Source organism: Clostridium chromiireducens, assembly GCF_002029255.1.
GTDB lineage: Bacteria > Bacillota > Clostridia > Clostridiales > Clostridiaceae > Clostridium > Clostridium chromiireducens.
On sequence record NZ_MZGT01000013.1, the window covers coordinates 1 to 17,365 of the forward strand.

Genomic DNA, 17,365 nt, shown 5'->3' on the forward strand with positions numbered 1-17,365 from the left:
ATAATACTCTATATAATCTTCAAAATAATTTATAGTATTATCTATTTTCATACATAATGATAATTCTAAGGCGTATATAGATTGGTAAAAAAAATCTTGTATATGTAATAGATTTTGGAAAACCATGCTGATACCACACCGTAAATTATTTAATTTCAAAAATTCTAAGAGAGTTTCTTTAAGAGAATCAGTAATAACCTCTTTATGCTCAGTACTTATAAGAAAAGTAATAGTATCCTTATAATATGTTGAAATACAATTTCCTAATATAGTTTTAATTTTCTTTATTAATTCCTTTAATCCGAAATTATGTCTATAATCCTTATATTTTTGTTTAAAGGGTACTGAAAGTATAATCAAGTTTTCATATAAATTAAAATTTATATATTGTAATCGTTCTGTTATGTATTCAACATTATCTATTCTATTTATTAATAAATCTGTTAAATAATATTCTTCATCCAATCCAGAATTACTAATAAACAAATTTTCTTTCTGAAGTTGAATGGAAAATACCTTAGACAGTACATTTGTCAATTCTAAATCTTCTGCATTGAATTTCCTTTTACTTTGCAAAACAGATATATATCCAACAGTAATATTATTAATTCTGATAGAACAAAAAATTAAAATCTCATCTGAGTTATGAAAAAACGCATTATCTGAATTATAGATGTTATCAATACATTTATTCTTTTGCATTAATTGAACAATATCTAGCAAAAGGTAACTTTCTCCATTATGAGTTTCTATGCTTGAATTATCAAGCTTGGCTAGGCTTGAACGGGCCATAATGCGATAACTGGTATCTAAAATAAAAATAGGATTACCTAAAAAATTTTCGCCAATGTTAAGAATCCCATCCATACTATTTTCAGTAAATAAACTATTGTATAGTTCGTATTTTTTTTTATATAAGTCATTTTTTTTCTGCATAAGTTTCTCCTTATTTTATCCGAATTAGAAAAATGTCTAAATAGTAAGCAATTTAAAGCATTATTTTAAGACTTATTTTGGATGAACTTCACTTCTTCACATGATAATATTATAACAAAAGATTTGATTTTGTAAGTGAAAATTCATGCCTTATAAAAAAACAAAACATAAAATTATAAAACACTTTAAGAAAAATATTAAAGTTGTTAAAAGGAGATTATATTATGGCTTTTACAGTATTAGGTATCACCGCAGGAAGAAAGGATTCAAATTCTGAAATTTTATTAAAAGAAGCATTACTTGCATGTCAAGAACAAGGTGCAGAGGTTAAAATGATTAACTTAAGAGATTATCACATTGAGGAGTGTTCAGGATGTACAGCTTGCACACATGGTATGAGTGCTGGAAAAAATGTTGGATGTACATTAAGTAAAAAAGATGATAAAGAAGCAATCATGAATGTTATGCTAAATGTGGATGCTATAATTGCATCAGCACCAACTTATGATTTAATGCCAACAGCAACATTTTCAAAATTTATGCATAGAAATTTAGCGTATGAATCAGCATTTTTAGAATTTATTGGAGCAATTGAACATAGAGATAGAGTTGCAGGATTAATTGCTGTTGGAGGATCTACTCGTTCATGGCAGTCAATGGCTTTAGAAAGTATGCAAGCTACATGTTTTACAAATGATTTTAGAGTAGTAGATATGTATTTAGCAACAAGAGTACCGGCTCCAAAACAATGTTTATTACATGATGATATGATTGAACGTGCTCATAAGATGGGTGAAAACATCATGAAATCATTAAATACACCTGTAGCAGAAAGAGAATGGCTTGGAGATGAAGGTATGGGATGGTGCCCACATTGTCATTCAAATGCATTAATTTTAGGAGAATTACAATGGGATGGGTTACTTTTCCCAGTTGAATGTCAAGTTTGTGGTGCAGGCGGAAATTTAGAAAAGACAGAAGAAGGTAAATGGAAGTTTGTAATTCAAGAAGATGGATTAAGCCGTGATCGTACTGATACTGAAGGAAGAGCAGAGCATGTAAAAGAAATTATGCATACACAAGGTGGCTTCTATACTGAAGAAAATCTAACAAAAGTTAAAGAAAAGTTTGTTAAGTATAAGGAATTAAAATTTCCTACAATTGATATAAATTAACAATAGATATTAACTTTTAATCTAGAATAATAAGTTTTTAAACAAAATAAATTTTATGGTGAATTTCAAAGGTCACGCTTCGCCTTAACTATGAAACCCACGAAAATATTGAATTTTCGTGGGTCTTTTATTTTATATTTGGTTTTAAAGCAATAAAAATACTCTTAATAATTTTTGATATCTATCTGGCATATAAAACACTTTATAACCGAAGTTAGAAAACTAATTATTTTGATGAAAATCTCTAATAATCTCTAAGAAAGATTTTAAAATATCATCTAAAAACAAATCTTTCCTATATATTAAGTTAATTGTTTGCTTAGGCGGATAATCAGAAATAGGAATTGCTTTAAAGTCAATTTTATTTACAGATTTTATATAAGAGTTTGGCAAAATAGTAATGTTATCTGAATGCTCTATTAACCTTATACAAGAATCTAAATTAGTTGCTTGAATCCTAGGTCTGCAAATATGATTTATCATGCTAAAGGCTTTATCAATATTTTTTCGTGAATTGGAATAATGAGGTAATAATACGATATTCTCTTGTGTCAAATCTCTTAAGAAGACAGAAGAATACTTTGCGAGTCTTGAGCTTAATGGCACAACTGCAAGATAAGACTCAATATTTAGCAGCTCAGAATGTATGGCGGAATCTTCTGAGGCCTCATAAATTAATCCTAAATCTAGCTTACCATTTTTTACATTATCAATAATTGTATTGCTGCTGTGCTCTTCCATTGTAATTAAAATATTATTATTAATATTATTAAATCTTGAACAAGGAATTAGTAACAAGTGAGAGCCGGATGCTCCTATTTTGATTTGTTCTCTTGATTTTCCTGCATAATTTTTAATGTCTGCTTCTGCTTGTTCAAGATCAAAGAAAATCTTATATACATGTTGTTTTAATATTTTACCAGGCTCTGTTAGTACTGTCCTTTTTTGAACATAATCAAAAAGTTTAACATTCAACATGCTTTCTAAAATTTTTATTTGATTACTTAGTGTTGGCTGTGAAATATTAAGACGTTCAGCAGCTTTTGTATAATGAAGCTCTTCAGCAAGGACTAGAAAGTAGTTTAATAATCTTATTTCTAACATAATATTATATTGCCTCCCATTCATAGATAGAAACTATGATCATCATATTAAATATAGTATTGATAGATAAATCATAAGCCAATATAATTAATTTGTAAATGATATCAAAAAAGAAAAATAAACTAACAGGGGGAGAATATTATGGATTATAAGCAGTTATCCAAAGATATTATTAAAAATGTTGGCGGTGTGGAAAACGTTTCCTCGTTAACACATTGTGCTACAAGATTGAGATTTAATCTAAAAGATGATAGTAAAGCAGCTACTGATATATTAAAAAATACAAAAGGCGTTATGGGGGTTGTAAATAAAGGAGGACAATATCAAGTAATCATTGGAAGCGATGTTGCAAATGTATACGCAGAAATAAATAAAATTGCTAGTTTTGACAATGATTCTTCAAGTGAAGTAAAGGATGATAAAGGTCCAGTAGTAAAAGTGCTTGATACAATTGCGGGTATTTTCACACCAATCATACCAGCTATTACTGGAGCTGGTATGTTAAAGGCTGTTATGGCACTATTAGTTACTTTTAAGGTAATTGGAGCTCAGAGTCAGGTATATTCAGTACTTAATTTTATGGCAGATGCAGCCTTTTACTTCTTACCATTTTTAATTGCTAATTCAGCAGCAAAGAAATTTAAATGTAATCCTTATATGGCAATGTCAATTGCAGCAGTTATTTTGCACCCTAACTTTGTTAGTATGGTGGGGGCAGCTAAAAAGAGTGGGGAAGGAATTTACTTTTTAGGGTTGCCAATAACTTTAGCTAGTTATTCATCTTCTGTTATTCCAATTATTTTAGGTGTTTGGTTTATGTCCTTTGTTGAACCTATAGCAGATAGAGTTTCACCAAATGCAATTAAATTTTTTACAAAGCCACTATTAACGCTATTAACTACTGGATTAGTAACTTTAATTGTGCTTGGGCCTATCGGAATAATTTGCGGTAATGGAATTTCTGGAGCTATTGCATTTTTAAATACATATGCTAGATGGCTGGTTCCTTTTATTGTTGGTACATTCTCACCACTACTAGTAATGACAGGTATGCATTATGGATTGATTCCTATTGGCATTAATAATTTGGCAACGGCTGGTTTTGATACAGTTGTAGGACCAGGTATGCTTGGATCTAATATTGCACAAGGCGGAGCAGCACTTGCTGTAGCGCTTAAAACAAAAAATAGTCAATTAAAACAATTAGCTTCATCAGCAGGTATAACTGCAGTTTGTGGTATTACAGAGCCAGCTATGTATGGAGTTACATTAAAATTAAAACGTCCTCTAATTGCAGTTATGATTGGTGGAGGCGCATCAGGATTATTTTTAGGACTTACTGGAGTTGGAAGATATACTTCAGGTTCACCAGGGCTTTTAGCATTACCTGGATATATTGGAACTGATGGCTTTAAAAATATTATGCTTGCATGTATTGGTGCAGCTATAGCATTTGTTGTTTCGTTTATTGCTACTCTTATTATAGGATTCGAAGATATTATTGAAGCTAAAGAGAATGATTCAGAAACAGCTGGTACAAATGCAGCTGAGATAGCTGTAGATGAAAATGATACTATACAAGACAGTATTGTTTATTCACCAATTGAAGGAAAAGTAGTTTCACTAAGTGAAGTTAATGATCCGATGTTTTCAGAAAAGATGATGGGAGAGGGAATAGCTATTATTCCAAAGGAAGGCAGAGTAGTTTCTCCTGTAAATGGTACAGTTAGTGCAGTTTTTGATACAAAACATGCTATTGGAATTACTTCAAATGAAGGTGCAGAAATATTAATTCACATAGGACTAGATACAGTAAAATTAGGTGGGAAATTCTTTGGTGCCAATGTAAAGGTAGGAGACAAAATAGAAATAGGCGATTTATTAGTTGAATTCAATGTAGAAGAAATAAAAAATGCAGGATATGATGTTATTACGCCTGTTATAATAACAAATACATTGAAATATGGAGAGATTTCATTTGCTGCGAGCAAAGATGCAAATATAAAAGAAAAAGATCAACTAATTAACTTAATTAAGTAGAAGATATTATAATTAATAATGGAGGATGAAAGCTATAAGGAAAAAGGCTGAAAGGTCAATATAAAATGCATGAGAAAAGTTCTGTAAAATCAGTATAAGAGCTTGAACATCATTTTTAGATTAGCATTGCTCCTTAGTAATTTCATCCTTTACTATTAAATTAAAAGTTAGAATTTATAACAATAGATGTAGTATAGTTTTAGATGGAGGAGAAGAAAAATATGAATATAAATTTTCCAGAAGGATTTTTATGGGGTGGTGCTTTAGCTGCCAATCAGTGTGAAGGCGCATATAAAGAGGGTGGAAAAGGATTAACTACAGTAGATCTTTGTCCAACTGGCCAAAAAAGATCTGAAATCATACGTGGAAAAATCGATGAATTAAGAGTATTGGAAGGAGAATTCTATCCTTCTCATGAAGCTATAGATTTTTATCATAGATATAAGGAAGATATAGCATTATTTTCAGAAATGGGATTTAAATGTTTAAGAGTATCAATAGCTTGGTCAAGAATATTTCCGAGTGGTGATGAAGAAATACCAAATGAAGAAGGGATAAAATTTTATGATTCTTTATTTGATGAAATGTTAAGTCATGGAATTGAGCCAGTGGTTACGATTTGCCACTTTGATACACCAATTGGAATTATTGAAAAGTTTGGTGGATGGAAAAATCGTAAGTTTGTAGATTTTTATTTGAATTACTGCAAAGTAATTTTCGAGAGATATAAAGAAAAAGTTAAGTATTGGATGACATTTAATGAAATTAATATGATACTACATTTACCGTTTATGGGAGCTGGAGTAAGATTTAAAGAAGGAGAAAATGAACTTCAAATTAAGTATCAATCAGCTCATCATGAATTAATTGCAAGTTCACTCGCAACAAAGCTTGCTCATGAAATAATTCCAAATTGTATGATTGGATGTATGATTGCAGCAGGAGATTTTTATCCATATTCATGTAATCCTGATGATGTTCTTAAAGCAAAGGAAAAAGAAAGAGAAAATCTTTTATTTATTGATGTTCAATCAAGAGGGAAATACCCAGGTTATGCTAAAAGATTTTTTAAAGAAAATAATATAGAAATTGAGATGGAGCAAGAAGACGAAGAAATTTTAGAAAAACATACAGTTGATTTTATTGGATTCAGCTATTATGCAAGCAGATGTGTATCTACTGATCCAGAAGTCTTAAAAGGTGAGACGGCAGGGAATGCATTTAAGTCAGTAAAAAATCCGTATTTAAAATCGTCTGAGTGGGGATGGCAGATTGATCCCAAGGGATTAAGAATTACCTGTAACAGTTTATATGATAGGTATCAGAAACCATTATTTATTGTTGAAAATGGATTAGGTGCTGTTGATAAAGTTGAAGAAGATGGTTCAATAAATGATGATTATAGAATTGAATATTTAAGAGAACATATTAAAGCAATGGGAGAAGCTATTGCAGATGGAGTTGAGTTAATTGGATATACTCCATGGGGATGCATAGATTTAGTATCAGCTTCTACTGGAGAAATGAAAAAACGCTATGGATTTATCTATGTTGATAAGGATAATGAAGGGAATGGAACATTAGAAAGATATAAGAAAAAGAGCTTCTATTGGTATAAAGAAGTGATAGCTACAAATGGAGTGGTTTTAAAAAAATAATCTCCGTTGCAGTATATAAATTTTAATGGTGGATTTTAAGGGGCATGATTTGCCTCCACCATAAAATTCATGAAGATAAACCTTTTCCGTTTTAAAATTCACAAAACTCATAGTCCCCGTTAGGGGATTTTTTTACGTTTACTTATTAGTCATCCTTTCCCTAAATTCTCTAGGGGAAATCCCTTTTATTTTTTTAAAAGCACGGTTAAATGAAGATAGGCTTGAAAATCCTGAGTCAAATGCAATATCTATTATATGTGCTTGTGGATTCGAAATCAAAAATTCTGTTCTTTTGATACGCTCAGTAGTAAGGAAATCTATAAATGTCATATTCGTATATTTTTTGAATAAATGCGAGAAATGGGACTTGCTAACCCCTATGTGATGAGAAATATCGTCAAGTTTAAGAGGTTTAATACAGTTTTGTGATATGTAAAGGCAAGCTTCTGTAATTAACTTAGTAGACTTATAGCCTGTGTTTGCATCATCAGAGAATTCTTCTTTCTTGGCATCGACGCAGTATTGTCCAAGCTTTGCAAAGAACTCCAGGAGAAGGGAATATATACGAACTTCATTAAAAAGCGCGTCGGAATAATAAAGCTCGGGCAATTTCTTTATTAAATAAATCATTCTGTCGGCATCAATATCTGATGGGTCATATTTAATGCAATGATACTGGCTAAATACAGAAAAATTGCTATTAAACTCACTCATAATCATCAGTAAGTCAAGAGGGAACTGAACGAGAATAAAAGCATTTTCAGTTACATGATCAAGCGAGTGCAAGTCACCAGGATAAATTATGATCAGGTCATTAGTTTTAAGAACATGTTTGGTGAAATTAATCGTTACTTCATTATTATCATAAAGGCTTAAAAGTATTTCGATAAAAGGATGCCAATGCATCGTATCAGAAAAATTTATATCGATTTTCTTTGATACATTAATTTTTTTCCCGCTACTAAAATTCAATCTCTCAAAATAATTATTCGTATGCATAAGCGAAATCTCCTTTAATGGTTATATATGTAAAGCTTTGTATACGATTAGTCTATCATTTACGATGTCAAATAGCAATATTTGATATGTTTAAAGGAAGGATATGCATACAAATTTGGCAAAATACCTTAGTATCAATGTTTCTTTTATGGTAATAATATTTGCAATAAAAATAATTATAACAAAATATGCACAGGTAATTCATAATTTTTAAAGAGTAAGTTGTAGGTAGAATTGATAATATATTAATAGCAAAACACATTGAGAAATGGTTTGCATAGATATAAATTTAATAAGAAAGGAGCAATATTTTGCGAATATTTAAAATAGGTATACTTGGATCCGGAGTTATAAGCAGAACATATCTTGCCGATATAATAGCATTTTACAAAAATCTTGAAGTAATCGCTTGTGCAGATATAAATGTAGAGCTTTCTCAAAAACTAGCATCGGAGTTTGGTATAAAAAAGGCATATACTACGGAAGAATTGTTAAATGATGATGAAGTTGAGATTGTAATAAATCTCACACCACCACAGTTTCATGTTGAGTTGAGCAAGCAAATAATAACGGCTGGTAAACATCTGTTTAGCGAGAAACCGTTTGCGCCCAATTTAAAAGATGCAAAGGAAGTGCTGGATTTAGCAGATGCAAAGGGTGTTAAAGTTGGTTGTGCACCGGACACCTTTTTAGCGTCAGGTCTTCAGAGTTTGAGATATTATCTTGATGCTAATCTTATAGGAAAGCCTTTCTTTGTTACTGCAAACATGACCACCTTCGGGGTTGAAACTTGGCACCCTAACCCTGGACCTTTTTATACGAAGAACAGCGGCCCTTTATTTGATATGGCACCGTATTATCTCTCTGCGATTGTATCATTGTTAGGATCAATAGAGAGCATTGCTGCTCTTGATGCAAAGAGTAGCGATACTAGACATATATATGTGGGACCAGAGGCTGGAACGGATATTGAAGTAAAGATCCCTACTCATTACTCTTCTATATTGAGGTTAAAAAGTGGCGTGGTTGTAAATTTGAACGTAAGCTTTGATATTTATAGGTCGAACCTTCCGATGTTTGAAATTTATGGAGATGGTGGCACACTAACCTATCCGGATCCGAATTTTGGCGGCGGCACTCCTAGTGTGTATAGGAAAGAACAGTATACGGACACTGTTTATCAAAAAACAGATGAAGCTATGGCAAGAAAAAATAGATTCTATGAGCTTCCGGAGCTATATCCTAGAGTTAAAGATTATTCAAGGGGCTTAGGCGTGCTTGATCTTGCGAAAGCTATAGAAGCAAACTCGAATAATAGAGCAAATGGAAGTTTAATAATGCACATTACCGAAGCCATAGAGGGAATGATGATTTCATCTGAAAATGGCGAGTTTTACAAAATGAAAACTACCTGTGAGAGGCCAGAGCCTTTAAAAGCAGGTGGATATATGGACGAAGTTTAATAATTTGATTGAGTAAAGTTTTGAAAGGAGATATAAATATGTCAGGAGTAATAGGAACAAATTTAGTGGCACAGGTAGGATTTATAGTTAAAGATGTTGAGGAAACAAAGAAAAAATGGGCTGAGTTTTTAGGGGTTGCCATCCCTGAGACGCAACCTATTGGTGACTATACGATTACAGGAACAGAGTTTAAAGGTGAACCCGCTCCAAATGCATATTGTTGGATGGCTTTCTTTGATGTTGGTCCGGGACTACAGCTTGAATTGATTCAGCCTAACGAGGAACCTTCAACATGGAGAAACTATCTTGATGAGAAGGGCGAGGGCATTCACCATGTTGCATTTCAAGTTAAGGATTCAAAGACTGCTGCTCTAAATGCTGAAGCTGCTGGTTTAAAGCTGGTTCAAAGAGGTGTTTATGGTGATGGCAGCGGCGAATATAATTATTTTGATGCTCCGGATCTAAAATGTGTAATTGAGCTTCTCGAGAGTTACAATAAGTAATATTAACCACTAACTATAAATAGAAAGGCATGATACTAAATATGAGACTTGGGACATCTTCACCATTAAAACACAGCAGTCCAAAGGAATGGGCTATGAAACATAAAACCTTGGGACTTGGAAGTATAAATTTCCCACTCTCTTACGAAAATGATGATGAGCTTATTGACGAGTATGTTAAAGAAGCGAAAAAAAACAACCTTGTGATAGCAGAGGTTGGAGTTTGGCGCAATACATTGGATTTAAATGAAGATGCACGTAAAAAGGCTATTAAGTACGCCGTGGGGCAGCTTGAACTTGCTGATAGGATAGGGGCTCGCTGTTGTGTGAATATTATAGGTGCAAGAGGCCCTCGCTGGGATGGTGCTTATAAAGATAATTTTACAAAGGAAACCTGGAAACTGGGTGTAAAGACTATTCAGGAGATTATAGATGAGGTAAACCCTAAGAACACGTATTTTACAATCGAGTCAATGCCATGGATGTTCCCGACTGGACCGGATGAATATCTGCAGTTGCTTGAGTCTGTGGACAGAGATAGATTTGCTGTTCATATGGACATTTTTAACTGGATAACTACACCGAGAAGGTATTTCTTTAATGAGGAATTTATATGTGAATGCTTCGAGAAACTAGGTGAGCATATAAAAAGTTGCCATCTGAAAGATGTCAAGATGGAGGACGATTATACGCTGTTTTTTAGGGAAACCAGTGCTGGAAACGGAGGGATAAATATCAAGCACCTAATCGAACAAGGATTATCCTTTGATGAAAATATGCCGTTTATTATAGAGCATCTTAATACAGATGAAGAATATTTAAATAGTGTCACGCACATAAAGACTCTAATGACGCTCTAAGCGTTTATATATAGTGAGTAATAAAAGTAAAAGGAGAGGTTAAAGTGAAAAAAACAAGAGTTTTAGTGGCGAGCTTAGTTACTTTAATGTTTATGATGACAACAGTGCTAGCAGGATGTAGTGGCAATAAAAAGGCAGAAGATACTTCCTCTGAAACGTCAGGCGAAGTAGTTTGGTGGGGGTGGACGCCGGGTTCCCCAACTAATGAAAAGTATATTGCAGAATTTAACAAAGAATACCCAAACATCAAAGTTACGTGGAAACAAACATCAATAGATGATTATGACGCGGCTATTAGACCTGCTTTAGCAAATGGCGGGGGTGTTGATGCTTTTGAGGTTTCAGCGGGTTCAGGAAATGGTGGTGTTAAAGTTTTTGGAGGACAAGCAATTGACTTGACTGATGCTGTAAAAAAGGCTTTAGGCGATAACTATGAAGACAAGCTCAACAAGGCATCAATCACCACAATGACTGTCAATGGTCAGTTGAAAGCACTTGGTGTCGGAACTGTATATTCAGGGAATATTTGGATTAACCAAGATCTTTTTGATAAATACAATGTAAAGGTTCCTACTAATTTAGATGAGTGGAAAGAGGCTTGCAAAGTTTTTGAAGAAAATGGTATCGAAGGTTTTGTGCAGGGAGCAGGTCAAGGTGCATTTAACATCGACACTTTCCATGCAATTGCTGATAATGTAAGCCCGGGCACTTTCACAAAAGCAACAAGAGGTGAAGTTAAATGGACTGATGACTCAATTGTCAAATCATTAGAGCTATGGAAAGGGTTGTTTGATGACGGAATTATGCAAAAGGGTGCTCTTGGTCTTCAACAATATCCAGACGCAAACAATTTATTTATGTCTCAAAAGGCTGCTATGGTTATGATGGGATCTTGGTATACATCAAACACTTTGCCTGATACTATGAAGGCTGCTATTGAGTCTGCATCTTCAACAGAAAAGCCATTCACAATGATTCCAATTGATTTCCCTGATATTGCTGGAACAGGAAAAACAGGATCTATGTTTGGCGATTTAGACTATTCAACCGCAGTGTCTGCAACATCAAAGAATATTAAGGCTGCAACTACATTTGCTGTTTGGCTTGGAACCTCTCAGAGTGGTCAACAGATGATTGCAGATTCCTTAAATGTTGTTCCTTCTCTAAAATCAGCAACTCCGGATTGGAACAAAGTAAAACTTGTAAATCCTGATAAACAAAACGAAGCAATCAAAAAATATATTGAAAAATCAATGAAAAGTGATGATAACCCTCGTTTTGCAGGAATAAATGCAGATATGAACCAAAAAATAATGGATGTATTGGCTGGCGTGGCAGGAGGAAGTATCACTCCTAAAGATGGTGCTGCTCAACTTGAAACGACTCAAGCTGATAGTAAGTAAGGGATAATATTTTTATAGGGGGCTATTTTTTCTAGTGCCCCTATCATTTAGTGTTGAGGAGAATTATAAACATGAAAAATATGAAAAAGAATAAAACATTGAGATCTACGAAGATAAACGGACTTCCGTGGATTCTTCCAGCATTTGTTTTTGTTGTAGGTATTATATATTATTCAATATTGTATACATTCAGGCTGTCTACTTTAGATTGGAATGGGATTGATCCAATTCAGACGAAAGTGGGAATAAGTAATTATACTAAAGCACTTTTTTCTGACTGGGTTTTTTGGACAGCTATAAAAAATACAATTGTTTATTTCATTTTAACATTTGTAATTCAAAACTTTCTAGGTTTTATATTTGCCGCAATTTTGCATACAAAAGTAAAGTTTGCTACATTGCATAAGTGCTTGATTTTTATACCAACAATCTTAGCACCAGCTACTATGGCACCAGTGTTTAGATTGATGTTCTCGCCTCAAGGAATTCTGCAAGGTATATTTGACACACTTCATTTAGGCATAACTGTTGATTGGCTAGCAAAACCAAATTCGGCACTTTTCATTCTCATGATTGTTGCGATTTGGGAGTTCACAGGAATGAGTTTCATTCTATATTATGCGGCAATGAGCCAAATAGATAAAGAAATACTTGAGGCGTCGCGTTTAGATGGAGCAGGAAACTTTAGGACTTTATTGAGCATTGTATTGCCAAACTGTAAAGGCACGACAGTTTCTCTTGCAATGCTTGGAATCATAGGTGCTTTGAAAACATTTGATATTCCTTATCTGATTACAACTGGTGGGCCAAATCACGCAACAGAATTTTTAGGCACATATATTTATAGGCAGGGAATAAGGCAAGCTCATCTTGGCTATGCAGCTGCAATATCAGTAATGCTCCTTGTACTTGCATTCTGCGGTGCAATACTTATAAATAGGCTTAATAAAGGAGACGAGAGATAAAATGTTTGAAATTAGAAGTTTAAAAAGTAAAGTCGTTTTGCAAATCATTCTACTAATACTAACGATACCTTATGCGATTCCACTTGTTCAAATGTTTCTTGGCTCTATCGGTGGAACAGGGTTTTTAAATTATAAGGCGGTTTGGGACACAGGTGTAGTTCCAATCTATTTTAGAAATTCATTCATTATATCAGCTAGTGTAATTTTGTTGGTTTATATATTCAGTATGACGGCTGGCTTTGGGTTTGCAAAATTACATGTATTTGGAAAAGAAGTATTCTTTTGGTTGATTCTTGTTGCGTTAACGTTACCTGAAGTAATTTTGTTGTCTCCATTGTTTGTAACATTCCAAAAGATGCATCTATTCAACACCTTTTTGGCTGTAATTTTACCTATTGCAGCATTGCAATTGCCATTTACAATTCTACTTACTAGAAACTTTGACAGTGGAATTCCTAATGAGTTAATGGAGGCAGCAAGAATTGATGGCGCGGGTATTTTTTCGACGTTTTGGTATGTTATTCTTCCGCTTACAAAGCCAATTGCATCATCAATTATTGTTTTGACACTCATCAGCTCATGGAACGCATATCTCATGCCACTTCTGTTCTTGCAAAGCCCAGATATGCAGACGGTAACTCTGCTTCCACAATACTTCCAAGGTGAGTTTACAAATGACCAGACGAAGATATTAGCTGCAGCTGTGCTCACTGCAATTCCTGAGATTATTGTTTATTTGTTCATGCAGAAGAATTTTGAAAAAGGCATGAGTGCTGGTGCTCTAAAATAATCGAAACAAGAGCAGAATAATAGTGAAAGAAGGAGATAATTATGCCGTTGATTCAAGTTGACTTAAAAAGGTCAGTGTTTGAGGATAAAGGAAAAGAAATATCAAATGCAATTCATAATTCGCTGGTTGCAGGTCTAGGTATGGATACAACCGATCTTTTCCAAGTGTTTAGACCGCATGATGAAGAGGAGATTATTTTTTCGCCAACTTATGATAATCGTGATAGACATGATTTGATAATCATTAGAATTACAATGGTTAATATGTTTTTACTTGAGCAAAAGAAAAAAACATATAAAGAACTAACAAAGAGGCTTGTTGACATTGGAATTAGGCGCGATGATATTTTAGTTTGTGTTGTTGAAAACAGTGCTGAAAATTGGTCCCTTGGCGAAAGAGAAGTTTGATTAAATTAAGTAAAAGAAATAGGTAATTGCGAAACTCGCAATTAAAGAATGCAGGCTTGTCATCATCAAATTTATTTTGAAAGTCGGTAAAAATTTCCGATTAAGAAAGCTGTTTATAATATGACAAGTTTACAGAAGGGAGTTCGTAAAATGATGGAAAATGTAAAAAAAGAATTTTTGCTAGGTAGGTCTTATCCTGTTCAGCTAGATGAAAAAATGCCTAATACGCATAGATGGGGTATCCTTGGTTCTGGCTGGATTGCAAGTTGTTTTTCCACACAGGTGATCAAAGCTGGTGGAAACATCGCTGCTGTTGGTTCCCGTGAATTAAAAAAGGCACAGGAATTTCAACGTGAGTTCCCGTCAATAAAAAAAGTATATGGTTCTTACGAAGAGCTTATAAAAGATCCTGACATTGATGTGATTTATGTTGCAACTCCGCATGCGCAACACCATGAGTGGGCGATTAAGTGTTTGCAACACAATAAGCCTATTTTAGTTGAGAAGGCATTTACACAAAATTATAAGCAGGCGAAAGAAATTTTAGATTTAGCAAAAGAGAAAAATCTATTTGTTATGGAGGCGTATTGGACACGATTTCTGCCACATATCATCAAGGTAAAAGAGTTGATTGATAGGGGCGAAATAGGGGACATTGTACAGATAATTGCTGACCATGGGGTTTACTTTCCTTTTGACCCTAAACATCGCTTATATGCACCTGAGCTTGCAGGCGGAGCTCTATTAGACTTGGGAGTATATCCAATTTCATTCGTGCAGTTTTTGCTTGGAAATCCAACGAGAATAATCGCTGCTGGCTCTGCAACGCCAACAGGTGTAGACTCAAATGATGCTGCCATTTTTGAATATGAAAATGGCAAAGGTACACTTGCGATATTAGCTTTTGGTTCGCTCGCATCATCTCCTATCACCGCTGCAATCTGCGGAACAAAAGGGAGAATAGAAATAAAAAGACAATTTTACAGGCCGTCAGACTTCACTGTTTTTTATAATGATGGCTCAACATTTGAGTATGTTTCAAAAACACATGAAAATTATGAAGATGGTCGAGGCGGGCTTTTTGGTATGCATTTTGAAGCTTCTGAGGTGCAAAGGTGTCTTTTAGAAGGTAAGGTTGAATCTTCAGTTATGCCTTGGGAAGACACATTATCTGTGATGAAAATTATGGATGAAATTAGACGACAACTTGATTTTAAATATGAAGGAGAAACATTATGAAAATCATAAATCCAGTTCTTACGGGTTTTCATGCCGACCCGTCAATGATTAGGGTAGACGATACTTATTATATTGCGTCTTCTACATTTGAATGGTTTCCTGGCGTCAGGGTTCATGAATCTAAAGACCTTGTGCATTGGAATTTGACCACATCTATTCTTGACAGCGTGGAGCTACTTGATATGAAAGGCGCCCCTTGCTCTGGTGGTATTTGGGCACCTGATTTGTCCTATGCTGATGGAAAGTTTTGGCTTGTTTATACTGATGTGAAAGTTATAGACGGTGCGTTCAAAGATATGTATAACTATCTGACAATTGCAGATGACATAAAAGGTCCTTGGTGCAAACCTATAAAGCTAAATGGCGTTGGTTTTGACTCATCTCTTTTTCATGATGATGACGGGAAAAAATATTTCATTCAACAAACTTGGGATCACCGTGAGTATAACAATCCATTCAATGGGCTTACTTTAACTGAATACGATGTGGACAATAAGAGGCTGAAACCAGAGACTGCAAAAACTGTATACAATGGTACCGATGTGAAGACGGTTGAAGGACCGCACATATATAAGCTTAATGGATACTATTATATATTTGCAGCACAAGGAGGCACATCTTGGACACACCAAGAAATTGTTGCCCGCTCAAAAAATCTGTTGGGACCTTATGAAACTGAGCCGGACGGACCATTTATAACTAACTTTGACACACCAGACCACTATCTTCAAAAACAAGGGCATGGTTCTCTTGTCCAAACCCCTTCTGGCGAGTGGTATTATGCTTCACTTTGCGCTAGGCCTCTTCACCATTCTACTGAGAATATCTATGACCCAAGAGGATGGTGTACGCTTGGGCGTGAAACAAGTATTCAGAAAGTTTATTGGGATGATGAACTTTGGCCAAGAGTTGTAGGTGGGCATGGCGGTTTGAAAGAGGTTGATGCACCAAAAGATGCCATATTAACTGAGGCTCCTGCAACCAATGCTGTTTTTGATGATTTTTCATCTGATAAGCTCAATGAGGAGTGGAATACTTTAAGGGTTCCTTTTTCTGAAAAAATGGGAAAGGTTGGAGGCGGAAAACTTGAACTGATAGGACATGGTTCACTTTCAAATAAGTTCAATCCATCGTTTATTGCTAGAAGATGGAAAGATTTTGAGTTTTCAGCTGTGACAAAGGTGAAATTTAGCCCATATAGCTATCAGGCAATGGCTGGTCTTGTAAATTATTATAACAGCGAGCATTGGTCATGGATTTTTATCACAAAAGATGACGAGTGTAATGATGTTATAGAAGTAGCAGAATGCGACAATAGAAAATACACTTCGGTTTTAAAAGATAACGCTGTGAGGATTCCTGAAGGTACGGAGTGGGTTTGGTTCAAGACAGTTGTTGATCATTTGGACTATTTTTATGAATATTCATTTGACGGAAAGAATTGGAACAGAGTGCCTATTAAACTTGATGCAATGATTTTGTCTGATGATTATGTGAATTCACATTATGGTGGCTTTTTTACCGGAGCATTTGTGGGATTGGCTGTAGTTGATTATTCTGGTTACGATTCAAAAGCTACATTTGAGTTTTTTGAGTATATAGTTTAGCGTAATTGGTTAACATGGTTAGTTTTATGCGATTTAGCGACTGCATGTGCAATTTGTACTAGTACAAGCAATTATTTGAGCTTGAAAGATGATTCTTACACTAGTTTTATACTGATTTAAGTTGAGAAGAGCAGCCCACGGCTCACCTAACCGTGTTTTGTGGTACATCTTCTCCTCAATATAATAATAACCAAATGGCGAAAACCGCACGCCATT

15 protein-coding genes are annotated in these 17,365 nt (G+C 34.3%); 12 read left to right on the forward strand and 3 right to left on the reverse strand.

The window, feature by feature from the left end; genetic code table 11:
* A partial coding sequence (locus CLCHR_RS05985) for a PucR family transcriptional regulator (RefSeq protein ID WP_079438794.1) occupies positions 1-936 on the reverse strand: 936 nt, incomplete at its 3' end.
* A 224-nt stretch (positions 937-1,160) separates the two neighbouring features.
* Between CLCHR_RS05985 and CLCHR_RS05990 the strand changes: the two genes are divergently transcribed.
* The gene (locus tag CLCHR_RS05990; RefSeq protein WP_079438795.1) at positions 1,161-2,111 is read left to right on the forward strand and encodes a flavodoxin family protein; all 951 of its coding nucleotides are present in this window, start codon (positions 1,161-1,163) and stop codon (positions 2,109-2,111) included.
* A 222-nt stretch (positions 2,112-2,333) separates the two neighbouring features.
* Here the strand turns inward: CLCHR_RS05990 and CLCHR_RS05995 are convergent, their stop codons facing one another.
* Complete coding sequence (locus CLCHR_RS05995) at positions 2,334-3,215, reverse strand: LysR family transcriptional regulator (protein WP_079438796.1); 882 nt, start codon at positions 3,213-3,215, stop codon at positions 2,334-2,336.
* Between the two features lie 141 nt (positions 3,216-3,356).
* On the opposite strand from CLCHR_RS05995, the gene CLCHR_RS06000 reads away from it, so the two are divergent.
* Positions 3,357-5,255: a beta-glucoside-specific PTS transporter subunit IIABC gene (locus CLCHR_RS06000; protein WP_079438797.1), complete on the forward strand. Its 1,899-nt coding sequence runs from the start codon at positions 3,357-3,359 to the stop codon at positions 5,253-5,255.
* Positions 5,256-5,476: 221 nt separating this feature from the next.
* Complete coding sequence (locus CLCHR_RS06005; RefSeq protein ID WP_079438798.1) at positions 5,477-6,913, forward strand: 6-phospho-beta-glucosidase; 1,437 nt, start codon at positions 5,477-5,479, stop codon at positions 6,911-6,913.
* A 138-nt stretch (positions 6,914-7,051) separates the two neighbouring features.
* Here the strand turns inward: CLCHR_RS06005 and CLCHR_RS06010 are convergent, their stop codons facing one another.
* Complete coding sequence (locus CLCHR_RS06010; protein ID WP_079438799.1) at positions 7,052-7,912, reverse strand: AraC family transcriptional regulator; 861 nt, start codon at positions 7,910-7,912, stop codon at positions 7,052-7,054.
* Positions 7,913-8,223: 311 nt separating this feature from the next.
* Between CLCHR_RS06010 and CLCHR_RS06015 the strand changes: the two genes are divergently transcribed.
* The 9 genes from CLCHR_RS06015 (at position 8,224) to CLCHR_RS06055 (ending at position 17,149) form a co-directional block, all read left to right on the forward strand.
* Complete coding sequence (locus CLCHR_RS06015) at positions 8,224-9,375, forward strand: Gfo/Idh/MocA family protein (protein WP_242965995.1); 1,152 nt, start codon at positions 8,224-8,226, stop codon at positions 9,373-9,375.
* 8 nt (positions 9,376-9,383) lie between these two features.
* Positions 9,384-9,878 carry a VOC family protein gene (locus tag CLCHR_RS06020; RefSeq protein ID WP_341456883.1) on the forward strand — a complete coding sequence of 165 codons (495 nt, stop codon included), beginning with the start codon at positions 9,384-9,386 and terminating at the stop codon, positions 9,876-9,878.
* Between the two features lie 41 nt (positions 9,879-9,919).
* Positions 9,920-10,738: a sugar phosphate isomerase/epimerase family protein gene (locus CLCHR_RS06025; protein WP_079438801.1), complete on the forward strand. Its 819-nt coding sequence runs from the start codon at positions 9,920-9,922 to the stop codon at positions 10,736-10,738.
* 44 nt (positions 10,739-10,782) lie between these two features.
* A complete protein-coding gene (locus CLCHR_RS06030) occupies positions 10,783-12,141 on the forward strand; it encodes an ABC transporter substrate-binding protein (RefSeq protein WP_079438802.1) in 1,359 nt (452 codons plus the stop codon).
* 71 nt (positions 12,142-12,212) lie between these two features.
* Complete coding sequence (locus tag CLCHR_RS06035; protein ID WP_079438803.1) at positions 12,213-13,106, forward strand: carbohydrate ABC transporter permease; 894 nt, start codon at positions 12,213-12,215, stop codon at positions 13,104-13,106.
* Between the two features lies 1 nt (position 13,107).
* Entirely contained in the window at positions 13,108-13,896 is a 789-nt protein-coding gene (locus CLCHR_RS06040; protein ID WP_079438804.1) for a carbohydrate ABC transporter permease, read from the forward strand.
* Positions 13,897-13,937: 41 nt separating this feature from the next.
* Positions 13,938-14,303, forward strand: a complete 366-nt coding sequence (locus tag CLCHR_RS06045) for a tautomerase family protein (protein WP_079438805.1) — start codon at positions 13,938-13,940, stop codon at positions 14,301-14,303.
* A 150-nt stretch (positions 14,304-14,453) separates the two neighbouring features.
* Positions 14,454-15,542, forward strand: a complete 1,089-nt coding sequence (locus CLCHR_RS06050; protein WP_169896767.1) for a Gfo/Idh/MocA family protein — start codon at positions 14,454-14,456, stop codon at positions 15,540-15,542.
* Complete coding sequence (locus CLCHR_RS06055; RefSeq protein WP_079438807.1) at positions 15,539-17,149, forward strand: glycoside hydrolase family 43 protein; 1,611 nt, start codon at positions 15,539-15,541, stop codon at positions 17,147-17,149. Before CLCHR_RS06050 ends, CLCHR_RS06055 begins: the two co-directional genes overlap by 4 nt.
* Positions 17,150-17,365 lie beyond the last annotated feature (216 nt).

What these genes read in the sequence shown, in the direction of transcription:
- CLCHR_RS05990 (WP_079438795.1), top strand. Translation starts at nt 1,161, where the DNA reads ATGGCTTTTACAGTATTAGGTATCACCGCAGGAAGAAAGGATTCAAAT.
- CLCHR_RS05995 (WP_079438796.1), bottom strand. Translation starts at nt 3,215, where the DNA reads ATGTTAGAAATAAGATTATTAAACTACTTTCTAGTCCTTGCTGAAGAG.
- CLCHR_RS06000 (WP_079438797.1), top strand. Translation starts at nt 3,357, where the DNA reads ATGGATTATAAGCAGTTATCCAAAGATATTATTAAAAATGTTGGCGGT.
- CLCHR_RS06005 (WP_079438798.1), top strand. Translation starts at nt 5,477, where the DNA reads ATGAATATAAATTTTCCAGAAGGATTTTTATGGGGTGGTGCTTTAGCT.
- CLCHR_RS06010 (WP_079438799.1), bottom strand. Translation starts at nt 7,912, where the DNA reads ATGCATACGAATAATTATTTTGAGAGATTGAATTTTAGTAGCGGGAAA.
- CLCHR_RS06025 (WP_079438801.1), top strand. Translation starts at nt 9,920, where the DNA reads ATGAGACTTGGGACATCTTCACCATTAAAACACAGCAGTCCAAAGGAA.
- CLCHR_RS06035 (WP_079438803.1), top strand. Translation starts at nt 12,213, where the DNA reads ATGAAAAATATGAAAAAGAATAAAACATTGAGATCTACGAAGATAAAC.
- CLCHR_RS06040 (WP_079438804.1), top strand. Translation starts at nt 13,108, where the DNA reads ATGTTTGAAATTAGAAGTTTAAAAAGTAAAGTCGTTTTGCAAATCATT.
- CLCHR_RS06045 (WP_079438805.1), top strand. Translation starts at nt 13,938, where the DNA reads ATGCCGTTGATTCAAGTTGACTTAAAAAGGTCAGTGTTTGAGGATAAA.
- CLCHR_RS06050 (WP_169896767.1), top strand. Translation starts at nt 14,454, where the DNA reads ATGATGGAAAATGTAAAAAAAGAATTTTTGCTAGGTAGGTCTTATCCT.
- CLCHR_RS06055 (WP_079438807.1), top strand. Translation starts at nt 15,539, where the DNA reads ATGAAAATCATAAATCCAGTTCTTACGGGTTTTCATGCCGACCCGTCA.